This window comes from Neobacillus sp. DZ-9 (genome assembly GCF_059587065.1).
This window is the reverse complement of sequence record NZ_JCAIOL010000002.1, coordinates 472,760-492,188: the sequence shown is the minus strand read 5'-3', so window position 1 is coordinate 492,188 and position 19,429 is coordinate 472,760. Positions and strand designations below refer to the sequence as shown.

The 19,429-nt window shown below is 38.2% G+C and carries 19 protein-coding genes; 2 read left to right on the top strand and 17 right to left on the bottom strand.

The window, feature by feature from the left end; genetic code table 11:
• Window positions 1–163 precede the first annotated feature (163 nt).
• From AC59HZ_RS06990 to AC59HZ_RS06940, 11 genes are all read right to left on the bottom strand, one after another.
• Entirely contained in the window at window positions 164–2,083 is a 1,920-nt protein-coding gene (locus AC59HZ_RS06990) for a stage V sporulation protein D (RefSeq protein ID WP_496545116.1), read from the bottom strand.
• A 119-nt stretch (window positions 2,084–2,202) separates the two neighbouring features.
• Window positions 2,203–4,443 (bottom strand): penicillin-binding protein, encoded by a 2,241-nt coding sequence (locus AC59HZ_RS06985; RefSeq protein ID WP_496545115.1) that lies wholly within the window; start codon window positions 4,441–4,443, stop codon window positions 2,203–2,205.
• Entirely contained in the window at window positions 4,440–4,802 is a 363-nt protein-coding gene (gene ftsL, locus AC59HZ_RS06980) for a cell division protein FtsL (RefSeq protein ID WP_496545114.1), read from the bottom strand. The genes AC59HZ_RS06985 and ftsL overlap by 4 nt, the downstream gene beginning before the upstream one ends.
• 34 nt (window positions 4,803–4,836) lie before the next feature.
• Window positions 4,837–5,769, bottom strand: coding sequence for a 16S rRNA (cytosine(1402)-N(4))-methyltransferase RsmH (gene rsmH, locus AC59HZ_RS06975; protein WP_496545113.1), 933 nt, complete (start codon window positions 5,767–5,769; stop codon window positions 4,837–4,839).
• A 65-nt stretch (window positions 5,770–5,834) separates the two neighbouring features.
• Window positions 5,835–6,266 (bottom strand): division/cell wall cluster transcriptional repressor MraZ, encoded by a 432-nt coding sequence (gene mraZ / locus AC59HZ_RS06970; RefSeq protein ID WP_289982362.1) that lies wholly within the window; start codon window positions 6,264–6,266, stop codon window positions 5,835–5,837.
• Window positions 6,267–6,420: 154 nt separating this feature from the next.
• Window positions 6,421–8,055 carry a bacillithiol biosynthesis cysteine-adding enzyme BshC gene (gene bshC / locus AC59HZ_RS06965; protein WP_496545112.1) on the bottom strand — a complete coding sequence of 545 codons (1,635 nt, stop codon included), beginning with the start codon at window positions 8,053–8,055 and terminating at the stop codon, window positions 6,421–6,423.
• A gap of 88 nt (window positions 8,056–8,143) precedes the next feature.
• Window positions 8,144–8,539 (bottom strand): DUF3397 domain-containing protein, encoded by a 396-nt coding sequence (locus tag AC59HZ_RS06960; protein ID WP_496545111.1) that lies wholly within the window; start codon window positions 8,537–8,539, stop codon window positions 8,144–8,146.
• 1 nt (window position 8,540) lies between these two features.
• Entirely contained in the window at window positions 8,541–9,440 is a 900-nt protein-coding gene (locus tag AC59HZ_RS06955; protein ID WP_496545110.1) for a 2-dehydropantoate 2-reductase, read from the bottom strand.
• A gap of 216 nt (window positions 9,441–9,656) precedes the next feature.
• Entirely contained in the window at window positions 9,657–11,198 is a 1,542-nt protein-coding gene (locus tag AC59HZ_RS06950; protein WP_496545109.1) for an acyl-CoA carboxylase subunit beta, read from the bottom strand.
• A 20-nt stretch (window positions 11,199–11,218) separates the two neighbouring features.
• A complete protein-coding gene (locus AC59HZ_RS06945; RefSeq protein WP_496545108.1) occupies window positions 11,219–11,431 on the bottom strand; it encodes an acetyl-CoA carboxylase biotin carboxyl carrier protein subunit in 213 nt (70 codons plus the stop codon).
• A gap of 13 nt (window positions 11,432–11,444) precedes the next feature.
• Complete coding sequence (locus AC59HZ_RS06940; RefSeq protein WP_496545107.1) at window positions 11,445–12,782, bottom strand: acetyl-CoA carboxylase biotin carboxylase subunit; 1,338 nt, start codon at window positions 12,780–12,782, stop codon at window positions 11,445–11,447.
• Between the two features lie 236 nt (window positions 12,783–13,018).
• On the opposite strand from AC59HZ_RS06940, the gene AC59HZ_RS06935 reads away from it, so the two are divergent.
• Entirely contained in the window at window positions 13,019–13,489 is a 471-nt protein-coding gene (locus AC59HZ_RS06935) for an N-acetyltransferase (RefSeq protein ID WP_496545106.1), read from the top strand.
• Between the two features lie 27 nt (window positions 13,490–13,516).
• Here AC59HZ_RS06935 and AC59HZ_RS06930 read toward each other — a convergent pair whose 3' ends face one another.
• From AC59HZ_RS06930 to AC59HZ_RS06915, 4 genes are all read right to left on the bottom strand, one after another.
• On the bottom strand, window positions 13,517–14,146 hold the full coding sequence (locus tag AC59HZ_RS06930; RefSeq protein ID WP_496545105.1) for an RsfA family transcriptional regulator: 630 nt from the start codon (window positions 14,144–14,146) through the stop codon (window positions 13,517–13,519).
• 86 nt (window positions 14,147–14,232) lie between these two features.
• Window positions 14,233–14,988, bottom strand: a complete 756-nt coding sequence (locus AC59HZ_RS06925) for an enoyl-CoA hydratase/isomerase family protein (protein WP_496545104.1) — start codon at window positions 14,986–14,988, stop codon at window positions 14,233–14,235.
• Between the two features lie 87 nt (window positions 14,989–15,075).
• Entirely contained in the window at window positions 15,076–15,249 is a 174-nt protein-coding gene (gene rpmF / locus AC59HZ_RS06920) for a 50S ribosomal protein L32 (RefSeq protein ID WP_066318102.1), read from the bottom strand.
• A gap of 83 nt (window positions 15,250–15,332) precedes the next feature.
• On the bottom strand, window positions 15,333–15,857 hold the full coding sequence (locus AC59HZ_RS06915; protein WP_496545103.1) for a YceD family protein: 525 nt from the start codon (window positions 15,855–15,857) through the stop codon (window positions 15,333–15,335).
• A 350-nt stretch (window positions 15,858–16,207) separates the two neighbouring features.
• Here AC59HZ_RS06915 and AC59HZ_RS06910 point away from each other — a divergent pair, with 350 nt between their 5' ends.
• Window positions 16,208–17,422, top strand: coding sequence for a nucleotidyltransferase (locus AC59HZ_RS06910; RefSeq protein WP_496545102.1), 1,215 nt, complete (start codon window positions 16,208–16,210; stop codon window positions 17,420–17,422).
• Between the two features lie 92 nt (window positions 17,423–17,514).
• Here the strand turns inward: AC59HZ_RS06910 and AC59HZ_RS06905 are convergent, their stop codons facing one another.
• Both AC59HZ_RS06905 and AC59HZ_RS06900 read right to left on the bottom strand, forming a co-directional pair.
• Window positions 17,515–18,534: a SepM family pheromone-processing serine protease gene (locus tag AC59HZ_RS06905; protein WP_496545101.1), complete on the bottom strand. Its 1,020-nt coding sequence runs from the start codon at window positions 18,532–18,534 to the stop codon at window positions 17,515–17,517.
• A gap of 7 nt (window positions 18,535–18,541) precedes the next feature.
• Complete coding sequence (locus tag AC59HZ_RS06900; protein WP_496545100.1) at window positions 18,542–19,321, bottom strand: patatin-like phospholipase family protein; 780 nt, start codon at window positions 19,319–19,321, stop codon at window positions 18,542–18,544.
• Between the last annotated feature and the right edge of the window lie 108 nt (window positions 19,322–19,429).

The window sequence follows — 19,429 nt, the reverse complement described above, 5'->3', positions numbered from 1 at the left end:
GTAAGAACATTTGCGAAAATTGCCTAGTAACTTTGTAAATGACCCTTAATAAGTTTCAAAGCAAGAAAGTTTATGAAAAGAGCCTTAGTTATTAAAGCGTAAAGAAAAATTAGGCGGCGGAAAATTTTCCGGCCGCCCAAAGGATTGGTTTTCAATCTTCCTATTATTCTTCCTTACCAAAGTAAAGTCGAATTTTTGACCCTTCTTTTACCTTAGTTCCTGGTGCAGGGGACTGCCTTACAACCACATCCCCTTCGCCGCTGGCATCAACTCTTAAATTAATGAGCTGCTCATTGAGTTCTAATTTGGATAATCCTACAAAATCAGGCAGTTTTATTAATGGGGTATCCGGCCATTTTAATTTTTTTTCTATTTGATCTTTTCGAGGAGGCACTCCCAAGGCAGACAATCCATCTTTCATTATATTCCCCACAATTGGCGCACTAACGGTTCCACCAAAAGCTGTTACTCCTTTTGGGTTATCAACTGCTACATAAACAACAATCTGTGGGTCATCAGCTGGAGCAAAACCAATAAACGAAACGATAAAGTTATTTTCTAAGTACCTTCCGTTTTGCGCTTTTTGGGCTGTACCTGTTTTTCCCCCGACACGATATCCATCTACAAATGCCCTGCCGCCAGTACCTTGTGCAACAACACTCTCTAGGGCTTGGCGAATTTCTTTCGATGTTTTTTCAGAAATGACCCGTCTTTTTTCAACCGGAGAATTCCTCATTACAACTTCTTTTGAAACAGGGTCAATTAACTCCTTTGCAATAAAAGGCTTGTATAAAATACCTCCATTGATAGCCGCAGAGACAGCAGTGACCTGTTGAATTGGTGTAACGGAAACTCCCTGTCCAAAAGCAGTGGTCGCTTGTTCTACAGGGCCAACGCGGTCTAAGTTAAATAAAATCCCGGTACCTTCTCCCTGCAAATCGATCCCTGTTTTTTGCCCGAAGCCAAAATCCTTAACATATTTAAAAAGCTTTTCTTTTCCTAACCGCTCCCCTAATTCCACAAATCCAGGGTTACAGGAGTTTTGTACAACCTCTAGAAAAGTTTGGCTGCCATGACCTCCTCTTTTCCAGCATTTTAATCTTGCTCCTGCAATTTGGACTGATCCAGAATCATGAAAATGTTCTTTTTCTAAATTCACTTTACCTTCATTTAATGCGGCAGCCAAGGTGATGATTTTAAAGGTAGAACCAGGCTCATAGGTTGACCAAACAGGAAGATTGCGATTATACACTTCTTGCGGTACATTCCGGAAATTAGCAGGATCAAACGTTGGTCTGCTTGACATCCCTAAGATTTCCCCATTATTGGGGTTCATGGCAATCGCTATAATGCCATCCGGATTATATTTAGCCTGCGCGTTATCTAATTCCCGTTCCATTATGGTTTGGATTTTTGAATCGATCGTCAGCTTTAAATCTAAACCATTAACAGGGTGCTCATAATCATCCGCCATGCTATTCATTCGTTCACCTTTAGCATTTGCGTAAAATTTAACTGCTCCACGTTCACCACTTAGTTCTTTATCATAATATTGTTCTAAACCCATTAATCCCTGGTTGTCCACTCCAGTAAAACCTAAAACATGAGAAAGATAGCTTCCGTATGGATAATAACGTTTGGAATCTTCACCAATATATACACCTTCAAGACCTAATGCTCTGATTTCCTTTGCCTTTTCATGCGAGATTTTTCTTCCTTCTTTAATCCGGACTGACGAGGCTTTTTTGGTAATTTCCCGATAGGCATTTTCTTTTGACATATTCAACACCGGAGCAAGCATTTCTGCCGTTTTTGCCGGATCTTTGATTTGTCTAGGGATTACATAAACGGTTGGTGCACTGATATTGGTTGCAAGTGGTACCCCATTTCGGTCTACAATTTGGCCCCGTTCAGGTTCAAAGGGGATATTCCTGCTCCAGGACCCTTTTGCACGGTCAGTCAACGTATCGCCTAGAAAAAATTGAACATATCCAAGCCGGACATCAATAATTAAGAAGGTTAGAATCCCAATGAATAGTGCAATCATTAGTCGTTTTCGAACAGTTACATTTGACACACGCATAGTATGAACGATCCTCCTTTTCTTATCGTTCATTTATATGCTTGTACTTATATGATTAGACCGCCAAAGAAACATGATTTCGCCAGTAAAAATCCCGCTTTATTCAGCGGGATTTAAAGTTAATCCTTTACCTTTTCTTCTGGTTTTTCATCTTTTGTTCCTTGCTCGTCTTTTTTAGCGTTTTTCTCAGATTCCCATTGTTCTTCTGGTGTTTTTAAATCCACAATAAGGAAATCGCCCTTTTTCAGTGGGGTTTTGGGTTTGATATTTTGCTGGTCGACATAACCTTTGCCCTTCGAATTTAGTTTCAACCCAGCAATGTTGGCTATTTTCATTACATCTCTTAAGGACCAGCCTAGCATATCTGGTGCCATAGACTCCCCATCTGTTTGAATAATAATTTTCTCACCTTCTAAAATAGTGGTTCCCTCCTGAGGCATTTGATTGACCACTTCTTGGCCATTGCCTATAACAACGGGTTCTAGCCCTTGTGATTTGAGCGCTTTTACCGTTTCATCAACCGTCTGACCCTTGAGGTTTGTTATTTTATTGACAGTTGTTTTTTCAACTGTGGATGGCTGGATATTTAAATAGTGCAGACTATTTTTCATAACTGGATTAAAAATCTCAGATACAGGCAAAGCCCCTTGACCGGTTCCATCAAGATCCGGCTGCTGAACAGCCACATAAACAATGAGCTTTGGGTCATCCTTTGGTGCCATTCCTAAAAACGAGAACATATAATTGTCTGCACCCTTTAAATATTTCCCATCAGGACCAGGGATATTGGCAGTCCCAGTTTTTCCGGCAACATCGTACCCATCTATTTTATAGCGAACTCCTGTACCTTTAGGTGATGTTACAACCGTTTCCAGAATGTCGCGGACCTTTTTTGCTGTTTCTGCAGAAATAGGGGTTGACACCACTTCCGGAGACTCCTTTTTTATTGTTTCTCCTGTATCATGATTGACAATTTTTTCGACTACATGCGGCTTCATCATTTTCCCGCCATTGGCGATTGCTGTAGCTGCTTGAATTTGTTGAATCGGTGTAATTGCTGTTCCCTGCCCATATGCCGTTGTAATCTTTTCAATTGGATAAGTGTATTGAATTTTCCCCGAAGTTTCGTCTGGCAATTCAATACCTGTTGGTTTATCGAAGCCAAATTTCGTTAAGTATTCTCTAAACTTTTCAAAACCCAATTTTTCCTTTGCTATTTTTGCAAAGGCAACGTTTGATGAACGCTGGACACCTTCAAGGTATGTGATTGTCCCCCACCCTGACCCATTATGGTCGTGGATGGCCTTATCTTTGTTGGTTACTTGATAGGATCCAGACTTATATTGTTCATTAGGATTAAAAACATTTTCCTGAACAGCAGCAGCAAGTGTAAAAATTTTCATCGTGGATCCAGGTTCAAAGGAAGTTTCAACGGCTTCATTATGCCATCCATCCTCAATTCCTTCTTTTGTTTTTGGCTGGAAAGATGGCCGTTGACCCATCGCTAAAATTTCTCCAGTTTTCGGATCAGCGACAATTGCAATAATTTTTTTAGGTTTATAATCTTTAGCTGCTTTATTCATCGCATCTTCTAAAAAGGTTTGAATCTTTTGATCGATGGTCAAATAAATATCATTTCCATTTTGTGCAGCTTTGATTTTTTCTTTCCCATCCGGGAGTATATATCCCCACAAATCGCTTTCATAATTGATTTCGCCATTTTTTCCGGTCAAATTCTCATTATATTCTTTTTCAATCCCCATTTTCCCTATCGATTTATACGACCCATCCTTCTGTTCAATCCGGTCAGCATATCCAACTAGATGTGAAGCAAATACTCCGTTAGGATAAAACCGTTTCGAATCGCGAGTAAAGGTAATTCCTGGAAGCTTTAAGGCCTCAATTTTTTTCTTTGTTTCATGCGTTATATCTCTTCCTGCCCTGCCAAATTCCACCTGAAACCTTTTCTTTTTTTTCCCATCAGTTAAGATCTGATAGATGTCTGATTCATCCATATCAATGTATCTAGCAAGCTCTTTAGCGGTGTAGCTCGGATCTTTTACGTGTCTCGGTTCTTTTGGATTAGTCGTCATCTTCTTATCCAAGACAGCAATTAATGTGTAGGCAGCTGTATCTTCGGCAACAACCACTCCATTGCGGTCAAATATAGTTCCCCTTGTAGCTTGTAAAATTCCATTCCGGCTATATTTTTGCTCCGCCTTTGCGGCGAGAGCTTGACCATCCACTTCTCCGGTTATTTGAATTGAAAAGAACCTGAATAATAATACAAAAAAGAGCAGGCCGAAGAATGCAAACAAACAGGCTGCTCCTAAATTCATATATGGCTGTTTTTTGTTCATTTATTCTGCACAACCTTGACGTCATTTTCATTTATTAAAAGACCCATTTTCTTGGCCTTTTCAAAAATCCGTTCGTACGAACTTAATTCACTGACTTGGTCCTGAAGATCTCTGTTTACCTTTTGCTGCTCTTCTACTTTCGTTTCAACCTTTTGAATATCCTGATTAATATCGTAAATTTTAGCTTGGTTTGAAATGAGGTGGACGGCACCGAAACACACTAACCCTGCAAAAGCCACCCCAATAATTTTTTCCCCTGGGGTGAGCCAGGATTTTTTTATTTTTATTTTGCTCCTGTCTTGGACTGTTTTTTCGACACGTTGTTGCTGTTGTTCTAAATTCCTGGCAAGATTACTCATTCTTTCCCCTCCGGATTATTTTTTGTAAGCTTCTCTATAGTTTCTCTGCAATACGAAGCTTTGCAGATCGAGCACGATTATTTTGTTCTAATTCTTCATCTGATGGAAGAGTTGGTTTTCGAGTAACCAGCTTTAAAATGGGCTTGTACTCTTCTGGAATAATTGGCAAGCCTGGAGGTAAATCAGGGGTTTCACTTGCCTTTTTAAAGGCAGCCTTGCAAATCCTGTCCTCTAGGGAGTGAAAAGTAATGACACTTATTCTCCCTTCAGGGTTTAACAATTCTATCGCTTGGTTAAGTGATTTCTCAAAGACAGCCAATTCATCATTTACTGCAATTCTGATTGCTTGAAATATTCGTTTGGCAGGATGACCGCCTTTTCTTCTGGCAGGTGCAGGGATTGCATCTTTAATCAGTTCAACCAACTCTGAAGTTGTTTCAATTGGTTTTACCATACGGGCAGCTTCGATTTTCCGCGCAATTTGCTTAGAGAATTTTTCTTCACCATAGCGAAAAAAGATGCGAACCAAATCTTCATAAGACCAATGGTTTACGACATCATAAGCTGATACTTCAGCTTCATTGTCCATCCTCATATCTAACGGGGCATCATGGTGATAGCTAAAGCCTCTTTCCGGTGTATCCAGCTGTGGTGAGGACACTCCTAAATCGTAAAGAACTCCATCTACTTTATCGATCCCACGATTTTCTAGTTCTTCCTGTAAATACAAGAAATTACTTTTAATAATGGTTAATTGTTCCCCGTATTGGGACAGCTTCTCTTTTGCATTTGCTATCGCTGTCTCATCCTGATCAAATGCAAACAGCCTGCCTCCTGCTTCAAGTCTTGAAAGAATAACAGAACTATGGCCTGCTCCGCCTAAAGTACAATCAACATAAATACCATTTGGCTTAATGTTTAAGCCGTCAACGGCTTCTTCTAATAACACAGTTGTATGTTTAAACATATACGTACCACCTTTTCCAATCAAACGATAATCTGGACAGAAAATATATTAATATAACTTATCCATTATATATCAAAGCCAATCATATTTTCTGCAATTTCCGCAAAAGATTCTTCTGATTCTGAAAAATAATCTTCCCAAATCTGCTTGCTCCAAATTTCAATTCGATTGGAAACACCCAAAATCACACATTCTTTTTCCAGCTTCGCATATTGCAAAAGTGGTGCAGGGATATTGATTCTTCCTTGTTTATCCAATTCACTCTCGGTTGCACCAGAAAAGAAGAATCTAGTAAAAGCACGGGCATCTTTTTTTGTAAGTGGTAAGCCTTTCAGCTTTTCTTCAATCAGCTCCCACTCCGATAATGGGTATCCAAACAAACATTGATCCAAACCTCTCGTGATGATAAACATTTCACCTAGTTCATCTCGAAATTTGGAGGGCACAATCAGGCGGCCTTTATTATCAATGCTGTGATGGTATTCACCCATGAACATACCCATTACCCCCACTTTCTATAAAAAATGTACCACATTCCCCCACTTTTCACCACCTATTTTTAACTATTCGTCTTAAAATCATGAAATCCCTTTTTAATCCAATTAATTTTTTACAAAAAAAAGAAAAACCCCACAAAGGAGTGAGGTTCTTCTACATTCTAATAACCTTATGGGTGCCATCGAATACAAAATAGCCTGTCATGAGGTCATTAATAAAGTTCATACCATATCGATTTAAATAACAAAAGACATTCCAAACTCGTTCCTGAGGGTGGCCATCCGGTCTTAACGCAAGGTCGACACGAGTAAATTTATTCAAAATAACTTCATGTTTTAATTTAATGGCGTCTTCTAGTCTAGCTTGCATAAAACCAATTTCTTTTAACAAGTAATTTTCATTTTTCTTAAGGAGCGGCAGAAGGCCGCGATCCAGCTCAACCGTTTTCGCTTCTATTAGCTGATATTGATTTTTTAGCTGTTCCATTGTTTGTAAAAATAATTCATCCATCTCTTTGTCCTTTATGGAAGAAAGAAAATGATCTTTTTCAAATACCGTCCCACGCTGTAATATATCAATTAAATTTAATTTTAAATCCGCTAAATCAGTTTCAACAGAACGATCTAACAAGGTTAAATTCAATCTTGGAACTATAGGCGGCATTTTAATATTAAAATGCTCGAAAACAAGCTTCAATTCTGCCCAATAGGAAATTTCCCCAGGGCCTGCAATGAAAGCAAGAGTTGGAAAAAGCCATTCCTGCATCAGGGGCCTCGTCACCACATTATTGCTTAATTTTTCAGGATTAAGAGCAGCAATCTCCAGTAATTCTTCTCTCGAAAAAGAAATGCCGCCACTTTTCCCCACAAACCGGTCTGCTTCACGATCAAATTCAAGCAAAATCCGTTCAGTTAATTTTTGATCGTAGTAAAACAGATTAGCGTTATCTTCACCAGCTTCAATGGTAATCGGATACCCCTTTTTTCCAATTTCTCTTTGCTGTTCCAGTAAGGAAAAAGTAATTGAATCATGATGAACGATTTGATTTTTAAAGAATTCTTTCTGCAGCATGCGAAAATCCTTGTCACCGGAATCGACAATGAGCAATCCAAAATCCTTAAATAATTCCATGATAATTTGAGCAAAGAAATCGACAAAAGTTGTTGACTTCCTAATTTTTTCTTCCGCAAATGCCAATAAATCATTACTATGATCCGTTTCACCGAAGTTCTCAATTAAGTTCTTAACCCATTCAAGACAAGTATCCCTGTTTAATTGGATATCAGACACCATTTTCTTTTGAATTACTTTTTCCGGGTAGGTCCATTTATCCACTTTTTGGTTAACTTGAACATACACATGATTTACTTCTTGGAAATCATGGTCCTCTCCAGCAATCCAAAATACAGGAATAACAGGAATGCCAAGCTGCCTTTCCTTTTGCTCCGCCAATTTTATAATGGAAATGACTTTATGTATTGAATAGAGCGGTCCAGTAAGTATTCCGGCTTGTTGGCCTCCAATAACCACTACGCTTTCATTTTGCTTCAGCTTTTCAATAGAGCTTTTAACCGCATCTGAAGATGGAAAACGCTCCATAAAGCTCTCAATATGAGCAGCAACCAGATGGCGAGGGAATGACCTGTTCCTTAATTCAATTACCCTTCTCTCATCATCGCTTGATTCATTATACCGATAATGGAAAAATGGCTGAATCTCAGCAGATTGTTCCAAATAATTTGAAGCAAAGCGATTGGTTGCTGGTAAAGAGAGATTTAAAATCTCCATTTATGTACTCCCTTTCTGATCATCCAAATTCATTCTTTTACGAGTATACCACTTCCCACCATAATAAAAAAAAATATTTGCTCCATCTTTAGGTAGAAAAAGTAAAAGACAAGGCACGATAAATTAGCCCATATAATGTTAAGCTGATATAAAATAAGAAAAATAAAATAAAATTAAAACGCCAAAAACCCTTCATTACTTTTTTGATGATAATTTCTTCCTTTACTTTCCAATGAACAAGAACAAACATCATCGCAATGACTATCATTAACAGTATTATTAACCAAAACAGTGATTTTCCCCAGATTGTTATGATTAAAAAATGGACTGAAAAGATGAATAAAATGGTTGTATAATCTAATGCCTTTTGTACTGATTTCCGCGTGTTTTTTGTCACCAATTTAAAAATTAAAAAAGTGAGCAAAAAACCTAAAAACGGCAGAGTAATGAAAAGGGTTAATATTGTTGAAATGATGCTGCTCAAATTAACACTCTCCTTTTTTCAATTCTTTCCCTTTAATCAAATAATATAAAATCTCTACTTGTGGGGCCGTCTTATTTTGTCTTTTCGCTTCCTCTAATAAATACCCTAGAATGGCATCAATCTCTGTCGGCCTGCCGTCTTCCATATCTTTTAGCATCGAGGAACGATTATTGGCGGTATTCTTACAAATATTAATGATTTGTTCGAAATATTGTTCTTGTTTTTCTATATTCAAAATAGATGTGACTTCTGTAAAAAGGTTTTTCAATGTCATATAAAAAAAATGATTTTGAATTAATTCTCCGTTTTTGACTCGCAAGATGGCTGTTAAGGGATTGACCACTACGTTTACAATTAATTTTTTTAAGAGCATATCGTGGTAATTTCCCTTCATGACTAGCGGAAAATCCTCTGGGGCAGTCTCTATTAATAAACGTAATGGTTCTGAATCCCCGTTGTATACAGCAACATTTGTTACACCGTCACCATTATGTGTGACAGTATGTGAATTTTCTCTTAAGGCTCCATGCTCAATAGAACCGACAAAAATATTATGAGCACGAACTTGATCAAGCAGCTTTAAATGCCCCATTCCATTTTGAAGGAATAAAAGGTTTTTAGGAATTTCAGGTAATTGATGAACTTTCAAAATAAGCTCAGGAAGTTGATATTGTTTCACAGTAATAATGGTAAAATCCTCTAATCCGCTCCATTCATCTATAGGAAAGGCCGGAACGAAAGACACCTTTCGTTCAAATCCTTTTTGAACTTCAATACCAAATTTGTTTATCTCAAATGCTTGCTCGGCTGTTCTTGTGTAAATTTTCACCTCAAAACTTTTGTTTAAGGAAGCAGCAAATAACAATCCAATTGATCCCGCACCTATAATTCCAATTTTCATAAGAATCCCTCTTTTTATCTTCTTTATCCAATTTTATCAGATACTGATGAATGTCTGTTAGTAGCATTTTCAAAAAAATTGGCGATATTAACTTGGCTGTTGATTTGCTCTCCAGGCGCTTCGCTCCAATCAACAGGGGCACAAAAACAAAAATCCTTTAACAGAACATAAAAAAATAAACCCCTTTTCGACTTTAATAGAAAAGGGGTTTATTTTTTATACAGGGTAAACAGGATGCTTCCGTACACTAAAGGTTAATTCTTTTGTTTCATAGTAAGCAAAGCGTTGAATCAGAACATCTCTTAATTCTGACGGCGCCACGATTTCATCGACTATCAACTCGGAAGCAAGCTTATAGATATCAATATGCTCTTTATATTCTTTGTGTTTCTCTTGGACGTAAGCGATTCTTTCTTTTGGATCAGCAATTTCATTAATCTTATTTGAGTAAACAGCATTAACGGCTGCTTCAGGCCCCATGACGGCAATTTGTGCTGTTGGCAAAGCGATGCAGCAATCTGGTTCAAAAGCCGGGCCCGCCATCGCATAAAGACCTGCTCCATAAGCCTTACGAACAATGACTGAGATCTTTGGAACTGTGGCAGAGCTCATTGCAGCAATCAATTTAGCGCCATGGCGGATAATCCCTGCACGTTCTACTTTTGTGCCAATCATGAATCCAGGTACATCTGCAAGGAACAATAGTGGAATATGAAAAGCATCGCAAAGCTGGATGAATTTTGCCGCCTTATCCGCAGAATCGACAAATAGAACGCCGCCCTTCACCTTCGGCTGATTGGCAATAATACCGACAGCTCTTCCATCAATTCTAGCTAATCCAGTTATAAGCTCAGGTGCAAATAACTTTTTAATCTCATAAAAACTAGCATTATCAACTAGTCTATCAATACACTCGTACATATCAAACGGGGCATTTTGGTTTTCTGGAATAATCGCTTCAAGTTCACGGCCTTCCTTCGCTTCAGTTCCATTCACCAATTTTGATTTTTCTTTGAAGCTTGCCGGAAAATAGCTGATGTATTTCTTGGCAGATTCAATCGCTTCTTCTTCACTATAAGCCAGGACATCACCGCAGCCGCTTACAGAACAGTGCATCCGGGCTCCGCCCATTTCCTCAAGTGTAACCTTTTCCCCAATGACTTTTTCCGCCATTCTAGGTGATCCAAGGTACATTGAAGCATTTTGATCGACCATGATGACGATATCGCAAAAGGCCGGAATATATGCTCCACCCGCAGCAGATGGCCCAAACAAAATACAAACCTGAGGAATCATCCCGGAAAGCTTAACTTGATTATAAAAAATCCTCCCAGCTCCGCGGCGGTTGGGGAACATTTCTAATTGATCGGTGATTCTCGCCCCAGCGGAATCAACGAGATAGAATAGTGGAACTTTCAATTTTTCAGCTGTTTCTTGAATACGAATAATTTTTTCTACTGTACGCGCTCCCCAAGAACCTGCCTTGATGGTAGAATCATTCGCCATAACACAAACAGTCTGACCATGAATTTTTCCGATCGCTGTAACAACACCATCTGCTGGAAGATCTCCTGCTTTAAAATTAGCGAACTTCCCATCCTCTTCATACTTTCCGTCATCAAACAATAAGGCCAAGCGGTCGCGGACAAAAAGCTTTTTTTGCTCTTTGGCCTTCTCATGATATTTTGGATGGCCGCCAGCTTCAATTTTTTTTCGATTTTCATTTAATTGCTCATTTAACGTATTCGTTGTTGCCATTTAAGCTCCCCCTTAGAACCCTATTCAAGGACGATTAAAACGTCGCCTTCATTTACAAAGTCACCGATATTTACCTTTAACTCATGAACTGTACCAGCTGATTCGCTCTCAATTGGGATTTCCATTTTCATCGATTCAAGCATTAATACCTCCTGGCCGGAAATAACTTGATCTCCTGAAGCGACAAAAACATTTAATACTGTACCTGCCATTGATGCTGTGATTTCTTTCATTCTCTAACACTCCTTATTTGACTAATTTTTTTGTTAAAAAGCTTGTGGTATAAGAACCATTTTGAAAATCTTCATTTGCGAGAATATTTAAGAATAAAGGGGCATTCGTTTTAATCCCTTCAATTTGTATGTTTTTAAAAAAGTTTTCCGCTGAAGCTAATGCTTCTTGACGGGTGTCTCCACGGAAAATACATTTTGCAATCATAGGATCGTAAAATGGGGTTACCGTACCGCCTTCCTCATAACCTGAATCGATCCTCACATCTTCTGTTTCATTCCAGTTTAAAGTAGTAATTTTCCCTGGTGACGGTAAAAAGCGCACGGGATCTTCAGCATACAATCGGAATTCAATTGCATTTCCTGACGAATTAATTTCAGTTTGCATTAGCGGCAAAATCTCACCTCTAGCGACGAGAATTTGCCATTTAACTAAATCAAGTCCTGTGATCATTTCGGTAACTGGATGCTCTACCTGCAGACGAGTGTTCATTTCAAGGAAGTAGAAATTTTCCTGCTCATCAACAATGAATTCAATCGTACCCGCATTTACATAGTCTACAGCCCGAGCAGCTTTTACAGCTGTTTCAAACATTTTATTACGAACCTCGTTTGAAAGGAATGGCGATGGTGACTCTTCAACAACCTTTTGGTGCCTTCTTTGAATCGAGCAATCCCTTTCAAAGAGATGAACAATGTTCCCAGTCTGGTCGCCAAACACTTGTACCTCGACATGGCGGCTCTCTGCAATATATTTTTCGATAAATACTTCTTCTGAACCAAAATAGGCCATTGCCCTTGATTTTGTCGAATCATAGGACCTAATGAGCGCTTGCTCATTTTCACACATCACCATGCCTATTCCGCCGCCGCCTCCGCTGGCTTTAAGCATAACAGGGTAGCCAATTTCAGCAGCAAGTTTACATGCTTCCTCAACCGTCTTAAGACCAAAACTGCTTCCAGGGACGACAGGAACACCTGCCTTCTCCATCGTTTGACGGGAAACAATTTTATCACCCATTAATTCGATCGTCTTTGACTTAGGTCCAATAAAAATAATTCCTTCATTGATTGCCTGTTCAGCAAATTTGGCATTTTCAGACAAAAAACCATAACCAGGATGAATTGCATCTACTTTTTCACATTTCGCGATTTCTAATATTTTATCAGCCTGTAAATAGGATTTGTTGACAGGAGGTTCTCCAACGCATACTGCTTTAGTTGCCGCTTTTACGAAAGGCATTTCTTTATCGGCATCGGAATAGATTGCTATTGTTTCAATGCCCATCTCATGGCAGGTTTTAATAATGCGAAGTGCAATTTCTCCCCTATTAGCAATTAATATTTTTCGCACATTTTTTCCCCTTTCATACCCCTATTCTTCCTCCAGTTATTAAATTTCTACATCATTCTCTGTTTTTCCTGCAAATTATGAAAACGGTTTCTTATGTTTCTTAGAAGAATTTTTTTGATTTTTGTTATATAATGAAATTGACTCATTTGAAAAATGCAAAAATTATTTCCCTTTGTGTATTCAGTTAATATTGAATGTATACGAAATAGAAGGTTATCATTTTAGGAGGTACGACGATGGCAGCAAAAGTGGTAAGACTAAAAGTTAATTTTAAAACGCTAGAAGAGTTTAAAAAATTTAAAGAGTATGGGATTCAAGAGTTATCCATGTTTGAAGACCTTGAAGCGAATATGGTTGATAATGATAGTGACTCACCATTTTACGGTGTATATTATGGGGACAAACTAGTAGCCCGAATGAGCTTATATCAAATTGATGCTAAATTTGACCGCTATTTCTATCCGCCCCAGAATTATTTAGAATTATGGAAACTAGAGGTCTTACCTGATTATCAAAGTAAAGGCTATGGAAAACTTTTAGTTGAGTTTGCCAAAAGCTTCGGTTTGCCAATTAAAACGAATCCAAGAGTAAAATCAAGCGGATTTTGGGAAAAAATGAACTTCAAAAATGTAGAATACGATATGGAACGTGACCGCGGAGAAAATCCATTAGTTTGGTACCCGGAAGGCGTAGAAGCACAACATTAATAAAAGCGGACGTATAGTCCGCTTTCTCTATTTTTCAATTCTTTCTAGATTACCGTTTTTGTCCATTTGAAATTTCACTTTTTGCTGCCGGTCCTCATCCTGTAATACAACCATTTTACGAGCTCTTTCCATAATTTCAATTAAAGAACGGTAGTCCTCTTCAATTGCCTTTAAATTTTTTGACAGTCTTTCATTTTCCGCAGCCAAATAATAAGTTTTCTTTTCCAACTCTTTGATTTTTTCAATAGATTTGTTTCTATCCTCTTCTATAGAGGATGACTGCTCCACTTTATTATGGAGTCCCTCTAAGAAATGAATCACTGCTGAAAAGGTAATCGGACTTTCTTGTTCGTTACTATGCGCTGATGATACGCTTTCGACTAGATCGAGATCCTGAATTGGCGTACCTTCACTTTCGACAGCTTGTTTTTTCAATTCTTTTCTCTGTTTCTTCGCAAGTTCAATACCAGTTTTATATTGCTTTCGAACATACGAATTCCAGCGGAAACCACAGGCTGCTGAGGTCCTTGTAAGCTGTTTTCCTACCTCTTCAAACGCTTGCAGCTGTGTACCGCCTTCACGAATATGTCTTAACACCACTTCTGCGAGCAGCAAATCCTCGTCCTGAGACCACGCATCTTGTCGAGTTGGTGACATCAGAATCCCTCCTAGTGTTTTTATAATACATATGCATCTACTAGAAAAGATAGACTTAACAAGAGTGGTGTTTTATTCTTTATTTATTATTTTTTCCTTAAAAATTTTTGTACATATTCAAGGTGAGCATCACTTTCCCATAGTAAGGCACAATTTTTAACTTCTTCCTCTATTCTCTCTCGAAGATTAGTTTCCTCCCACTTCCTAGTCCATACTCTTTTATACGATTGTAATACATTCCCTTCGTTGGATAATAGCTTATCTAGGAAGCCTTCACAAGCCACTAGCGGATCATTTTCAAAAAGCGCATCTATAAAACCACGATCGTTAAGATATTCTGCTGTTTGGAGCTCTGCCTCCATTAATAATTTCATGGCAAATGAGGCTGGAAGCTTTTCCGCAAGTATAGTTCCTCCACCCCAACCGGTGGTGATGGCCTGCTTCCCTTGAACAAACCCTGCTTTAACCCCTTTACGTGCCAAGCGAAAATCACAGGCTGTTGCAAGCTCCATACCACCACCTACAGAGGACCCATTCATTAAAGCGACTGTCGGAATCGGCAAACATAATAATGAATAGAGAATATTGGACATTTTAGAAAGCATTGGATAGGCTTCTTCCTTGGTATGAAGGGAATGAAAGACCGATAAATCCCCTCCAGAACAAAAAGCACGTTCACCATCACCAGTGATAACTAATGCCTTTATATCCCCCTGCATGGATTTTTTTATTGCTTCAACCAACCCGTCCATTACTTCATAATTTATGGCATTTCTTTTTTCATTTCTTGTAATGGTAAATACTAAATAACCCTTTTCCTGTTTTTCAATTATGTATGACATCTACAACATCCCTTCTTTGTAGGTAAGCCTGAAATGACAAAAGCACAAGGGCATGTGCGCTCCTTGTGCTTTTTATCGAAGTTGTAATTAGTCGTTAACTACGTCTTTTCCTTTGTATGTTCCGCAAGCTTTACATACGCGGTGAGCAAGTTTCATTTCACCACAGTTAGGGCAAGCTACCATACCAGGTACGTTTAATTTAAAATGAGTACGACGCTTTCTTTTTGCAGTTTTAGAAGTTCTTCTAAAAGGTACAGCCATTCTTCCCACCTCCTTAAAGAGTAATAAGAAAGTAATGAAGGCCAGGAATGCTGGTTCTTCACTTTGCTTCTTAGATTTGCCGATTATGAATCGGAAGAATTGTTTTCGTCAAAAAACTTGGCAAGCCCTGCTAGTCTCGGATCAATCTTTTTCGTCTGATCTTCTTCGTGAATAACTTCCCAATCCTTACCGGATTGCGGGGCAGCTTCATCACTATCGACATCATCACAGAAAACCTGCATTGGAACCTCAAGTATCAGGATTTCGCGAATGATTGGTTTTATATCAATCATATCACCCTTTACTTGATGTGATTCCTCTTCGGTTTCATATTCTGATCCTTGCAAGAGGAACGTTTCAGTTGTTTCGACATTAATAGGGAGTTTTACATCCACTAAAGTACGAGAACAAGGAAGGATTAAGTAACCATCTATTTTTAAATGAAAGGTCACTTTCGTTGAATCAATATCCCCCCGACCAGTAATATGCATCGGTGAGACCTCTCGAATGGATGGATCTGTTTCTTTAATCTCATCTACCCGAATAATTTCATCAATCAGAAAATCCTTGTTTCGATATTTTTGTAACTGACTTAATGTCCATTTCAAATGAATCACCCCAAGGCAACAAAGGTAATTATAGCCTTCGATAATATTTTTGTCAATGTTTTTTCTTTACACCTTATTAGGTGATTTTTACTAATAAGAATTTATCCTTACTAGTGTATCCATTACTGCTTTTTACAAACGTCTTCACCATCTTATCATAATATTTGATTGGTTTCCTTATAATTTTGCTATAATGATAATAAATTTATTATTAAGAATTTAGCTGTGTTAAACTTCGCTGTTAATTTGCGCTCCAGGCGCGGGTGGTCCGGGGAGCCTCCTCGCTCCAATCAACAGTATTTCAAAACCATAATAACTTTTAACACAGCCAAGAATTTAGGTGGAATCAGATGAAAGCTGTTGGCTTAATTGTCGAGTATAATCCTTTCCATAATGGGCATGCCTTTCATTTACAGGCTGCTAAGGAAGCTTCAGATGCGGATGTGGTGGTTGCCGTTATGAGCGGGGATTTTTTACAAAGAGGAGAACCTGCTCTCGTATCAAAATGGCACCGAACACAAATGGCTCTCTTAAATGGGGTAGATCTCGTTTTTGAACTACCTTACCGATTTGCCGTACAAAAGGCTGAAACCTTTGCAAACGGTGCAGTTTCTATTTTGGATGCAACTGGCTGTGAGTCGCTATGCTTTGGAAGTGAAAGCGGAGATATTACGTTATTTCATCAAACAGTTGATTTCCTTGAAGAAAATCAAAAGATTTTTGATGAAAATATAAAACGTTTTATCAATACTGGTGTCAGTTATCCAAAGGCTTTAGCAATGGCATTTGGGCATTTATCAGATTCTGAAAGTTATTTAGATTTGGCAAAACCAAATAATATTCTCGGATTTCAATACATAAAAGCGATTCATAATCAAAAAAGTTCAATTAGACCGTTAACTGTTACTCGAAAAAATGCCGACTATCATGACGAACATTTTGCTTCTGAAACGATTGCCAGTGCAACGAGTATAAGAAAGGCGATTTTTTCAGAAGAAGACCGTAAGGCGGATATCAGTCAATATGTTCCATTACCCACAAAACAGCTGTTAATCGACTATTTTCAAAAATATCGCATGTTTCATCAATGGGAGAATTACTGGAGCTATCTGCAATTTCAGCTTATTCAAGTTACCCCTGAACAGCTAAAAGAAATATATGAGGTAGAAGAAGGGCTTGAAAACCGACTGATTTCTGCAGCGATCGAATCCAATAGTTTCCATGAATTTATGCAAAAAATAAAAACTAAGCGTTATACATGGACAAGACTTCAAAGGCTTTGCGTCCATATTTTAACCAATACAAAAAAGGCAGAAATCGCTGGACTATCAGATAGAGCACAATATTTAAGGCTCTTAGGCATGACGGAAACAGGAAAAGAATATTTAAATAGGAAGAAAAAACAGTTCAGCCTTCCCCTTGTTTCTAAACTATCTTCCTATAAAGATAAAAACATAATTAATGATATTAAAGCAGCCCGTATTTACTCCATGGTGATTCCTGATTTCAATAAAAGTGAGCTGTTCCATGAAGAATTTAAAAAAACGCCAATCTACATTAAATAGGCTATTGATTAGCGCCCCAATCAAGCTAGTTTAAATTCAACAATGCCCTTTAATATGGCGTAAAATAAAAAAGATGGTTTTCACCATCTTTTTTACTTTTCCGGAAGCTTTTCTAAATAATCAACAGCTTGATCAAATGTATCTATTGGAACTATTTTCATTTTGGTATGGATATCTCGCGCTGTTTTTACTGCCGCTTTATAATTAGAATCTTTAGCTCCTTTTTCATTCGGAGCTAAAAAGATTTCAGCACCAGCCTTGTCAGCAGCAACAATTTTTTGTTCAATACCACCGATTGGGCCAACAGTTCCATCAACATCAATTGTCCCTGTTCCTGCTATTTGGTACCCTTTGGTTAAATCTTCTTTCGTTAACTGGTTATATATTTCCAATGAAAACATCAGTCCTGCAGATGGACCGCCAATTTCGTCTGTTCTTACCTTTACATTTGGATTGACCTTAATTTCTTTATCATCCACAAGAGAAATTCCGATGCCTATTTTTTTCGGGTCCTCTTTAAATGGCTGCAGACCCACCTTAGCTGTTTTCGTTTCTTTGTTTCTTAAAAAGGTTACGGTAATCTCTTCCCCAGCAACTTTTTTACCCACATAATCAATAAATTTTTCCGAAGATGAAAACTCGTGCCCATCCACCTTAAATATCCGGTCTCCAGCCTGTAATTTTCCTTCAGCAGGCATACCTGGCATGACTTGCATGACATAAATCCCTTTATATTTATATTGTACTGGTAATTTAGCTTTACGGTATGCCACTTCAATGGCATTCAATTTCGAACCAGCCATTAAATGAAGCTGTCTGGCATTATATTCATCTTCAGTTTCTTTTTTGTTTAAAATCAAATCCACAGGGTAAATTTCTTCATACTTTCTGATTCTTGCCTCTAAATAAGAGTAAATATTAGCCCTGCCCATCCTAACCGTAGTAAGCATGAAGTTTCCTTCATCCTTATAACCATTATCAACCGATATAATTGGAGCAAGTTCTTTAGCCATCCCAGGCTTTGAAACATAATAAGGTAATGAATAATACATACCACCAATTAATATAAAAATAAGCAATAAGAACGATCCAAAATATATTTTTTTACGCAAGCTAAATTCACCCCTTCCATTGTTCAATTTCAGTTTTAATTTGGTGCAGATGCTTTTTTGTTTCTTCTTCTCCCATTTTAATTATCTCTTCGATGTTGGTAAATGCGCGGGAGCTGTAAATTTCGACGGGCGGGCGAATCATAATCGTCGCAGCAATCTCTCGGCTGTTGACAATTTCAGCCTGCATAATATCAATACTTTGCATGATTACATCATAAATAGAGGTTATTTCAGCGTTACGCTTTACTCTTGAAACATCGACAGCAATGACAATATCTGCCCCCATTTCTTTAGCTACAGAAACCGGAACACGGTCAGAAACTCCCCCATCGACAAAGATTCTTCCATTATATTTTTCTGGGACGAAGATTCCCGGAATAGAAATGCTGGCTCTTACTGCTTCAGCGACAGCTCCCTGCTTGAAAACAACTTTTTCACCAGTTAATAAATCAGTTGCAACAATACCAATCGGTATCGATAATTCCTCAATATTTTTTCCATGAGTAAAAAGCCTGATAAATTCCTTTACTTTCTTTCCAGAGATTAATCCCATTTTCGGGACGGTAAAATCTAAAAAATATTTCCGCTTAAATGCGGTTGATAATTTAAATAAACGGTCCAGGTCAATTCCAGCCCCATAAAAACTGGCGACAAGAGCACCCATACTGCTGCCTGCAATCAAATGAATGGGAATGCCAGCCTCTTTTAATGCCATAATGACGCCTAAATGAGCAAACCCACGCGCACCACCTGAACCCAGTGCCAAGCCTATTTTCGGGTGCTCCATATCCGTACCTCCTATATAAAAAAAATGAATAATTTCAATGGCCTTAAAAATTGAAACTCGTTCAATCTTATGGTCTAAATTAGCGTTCTATGAGTATATTTGTGTTAT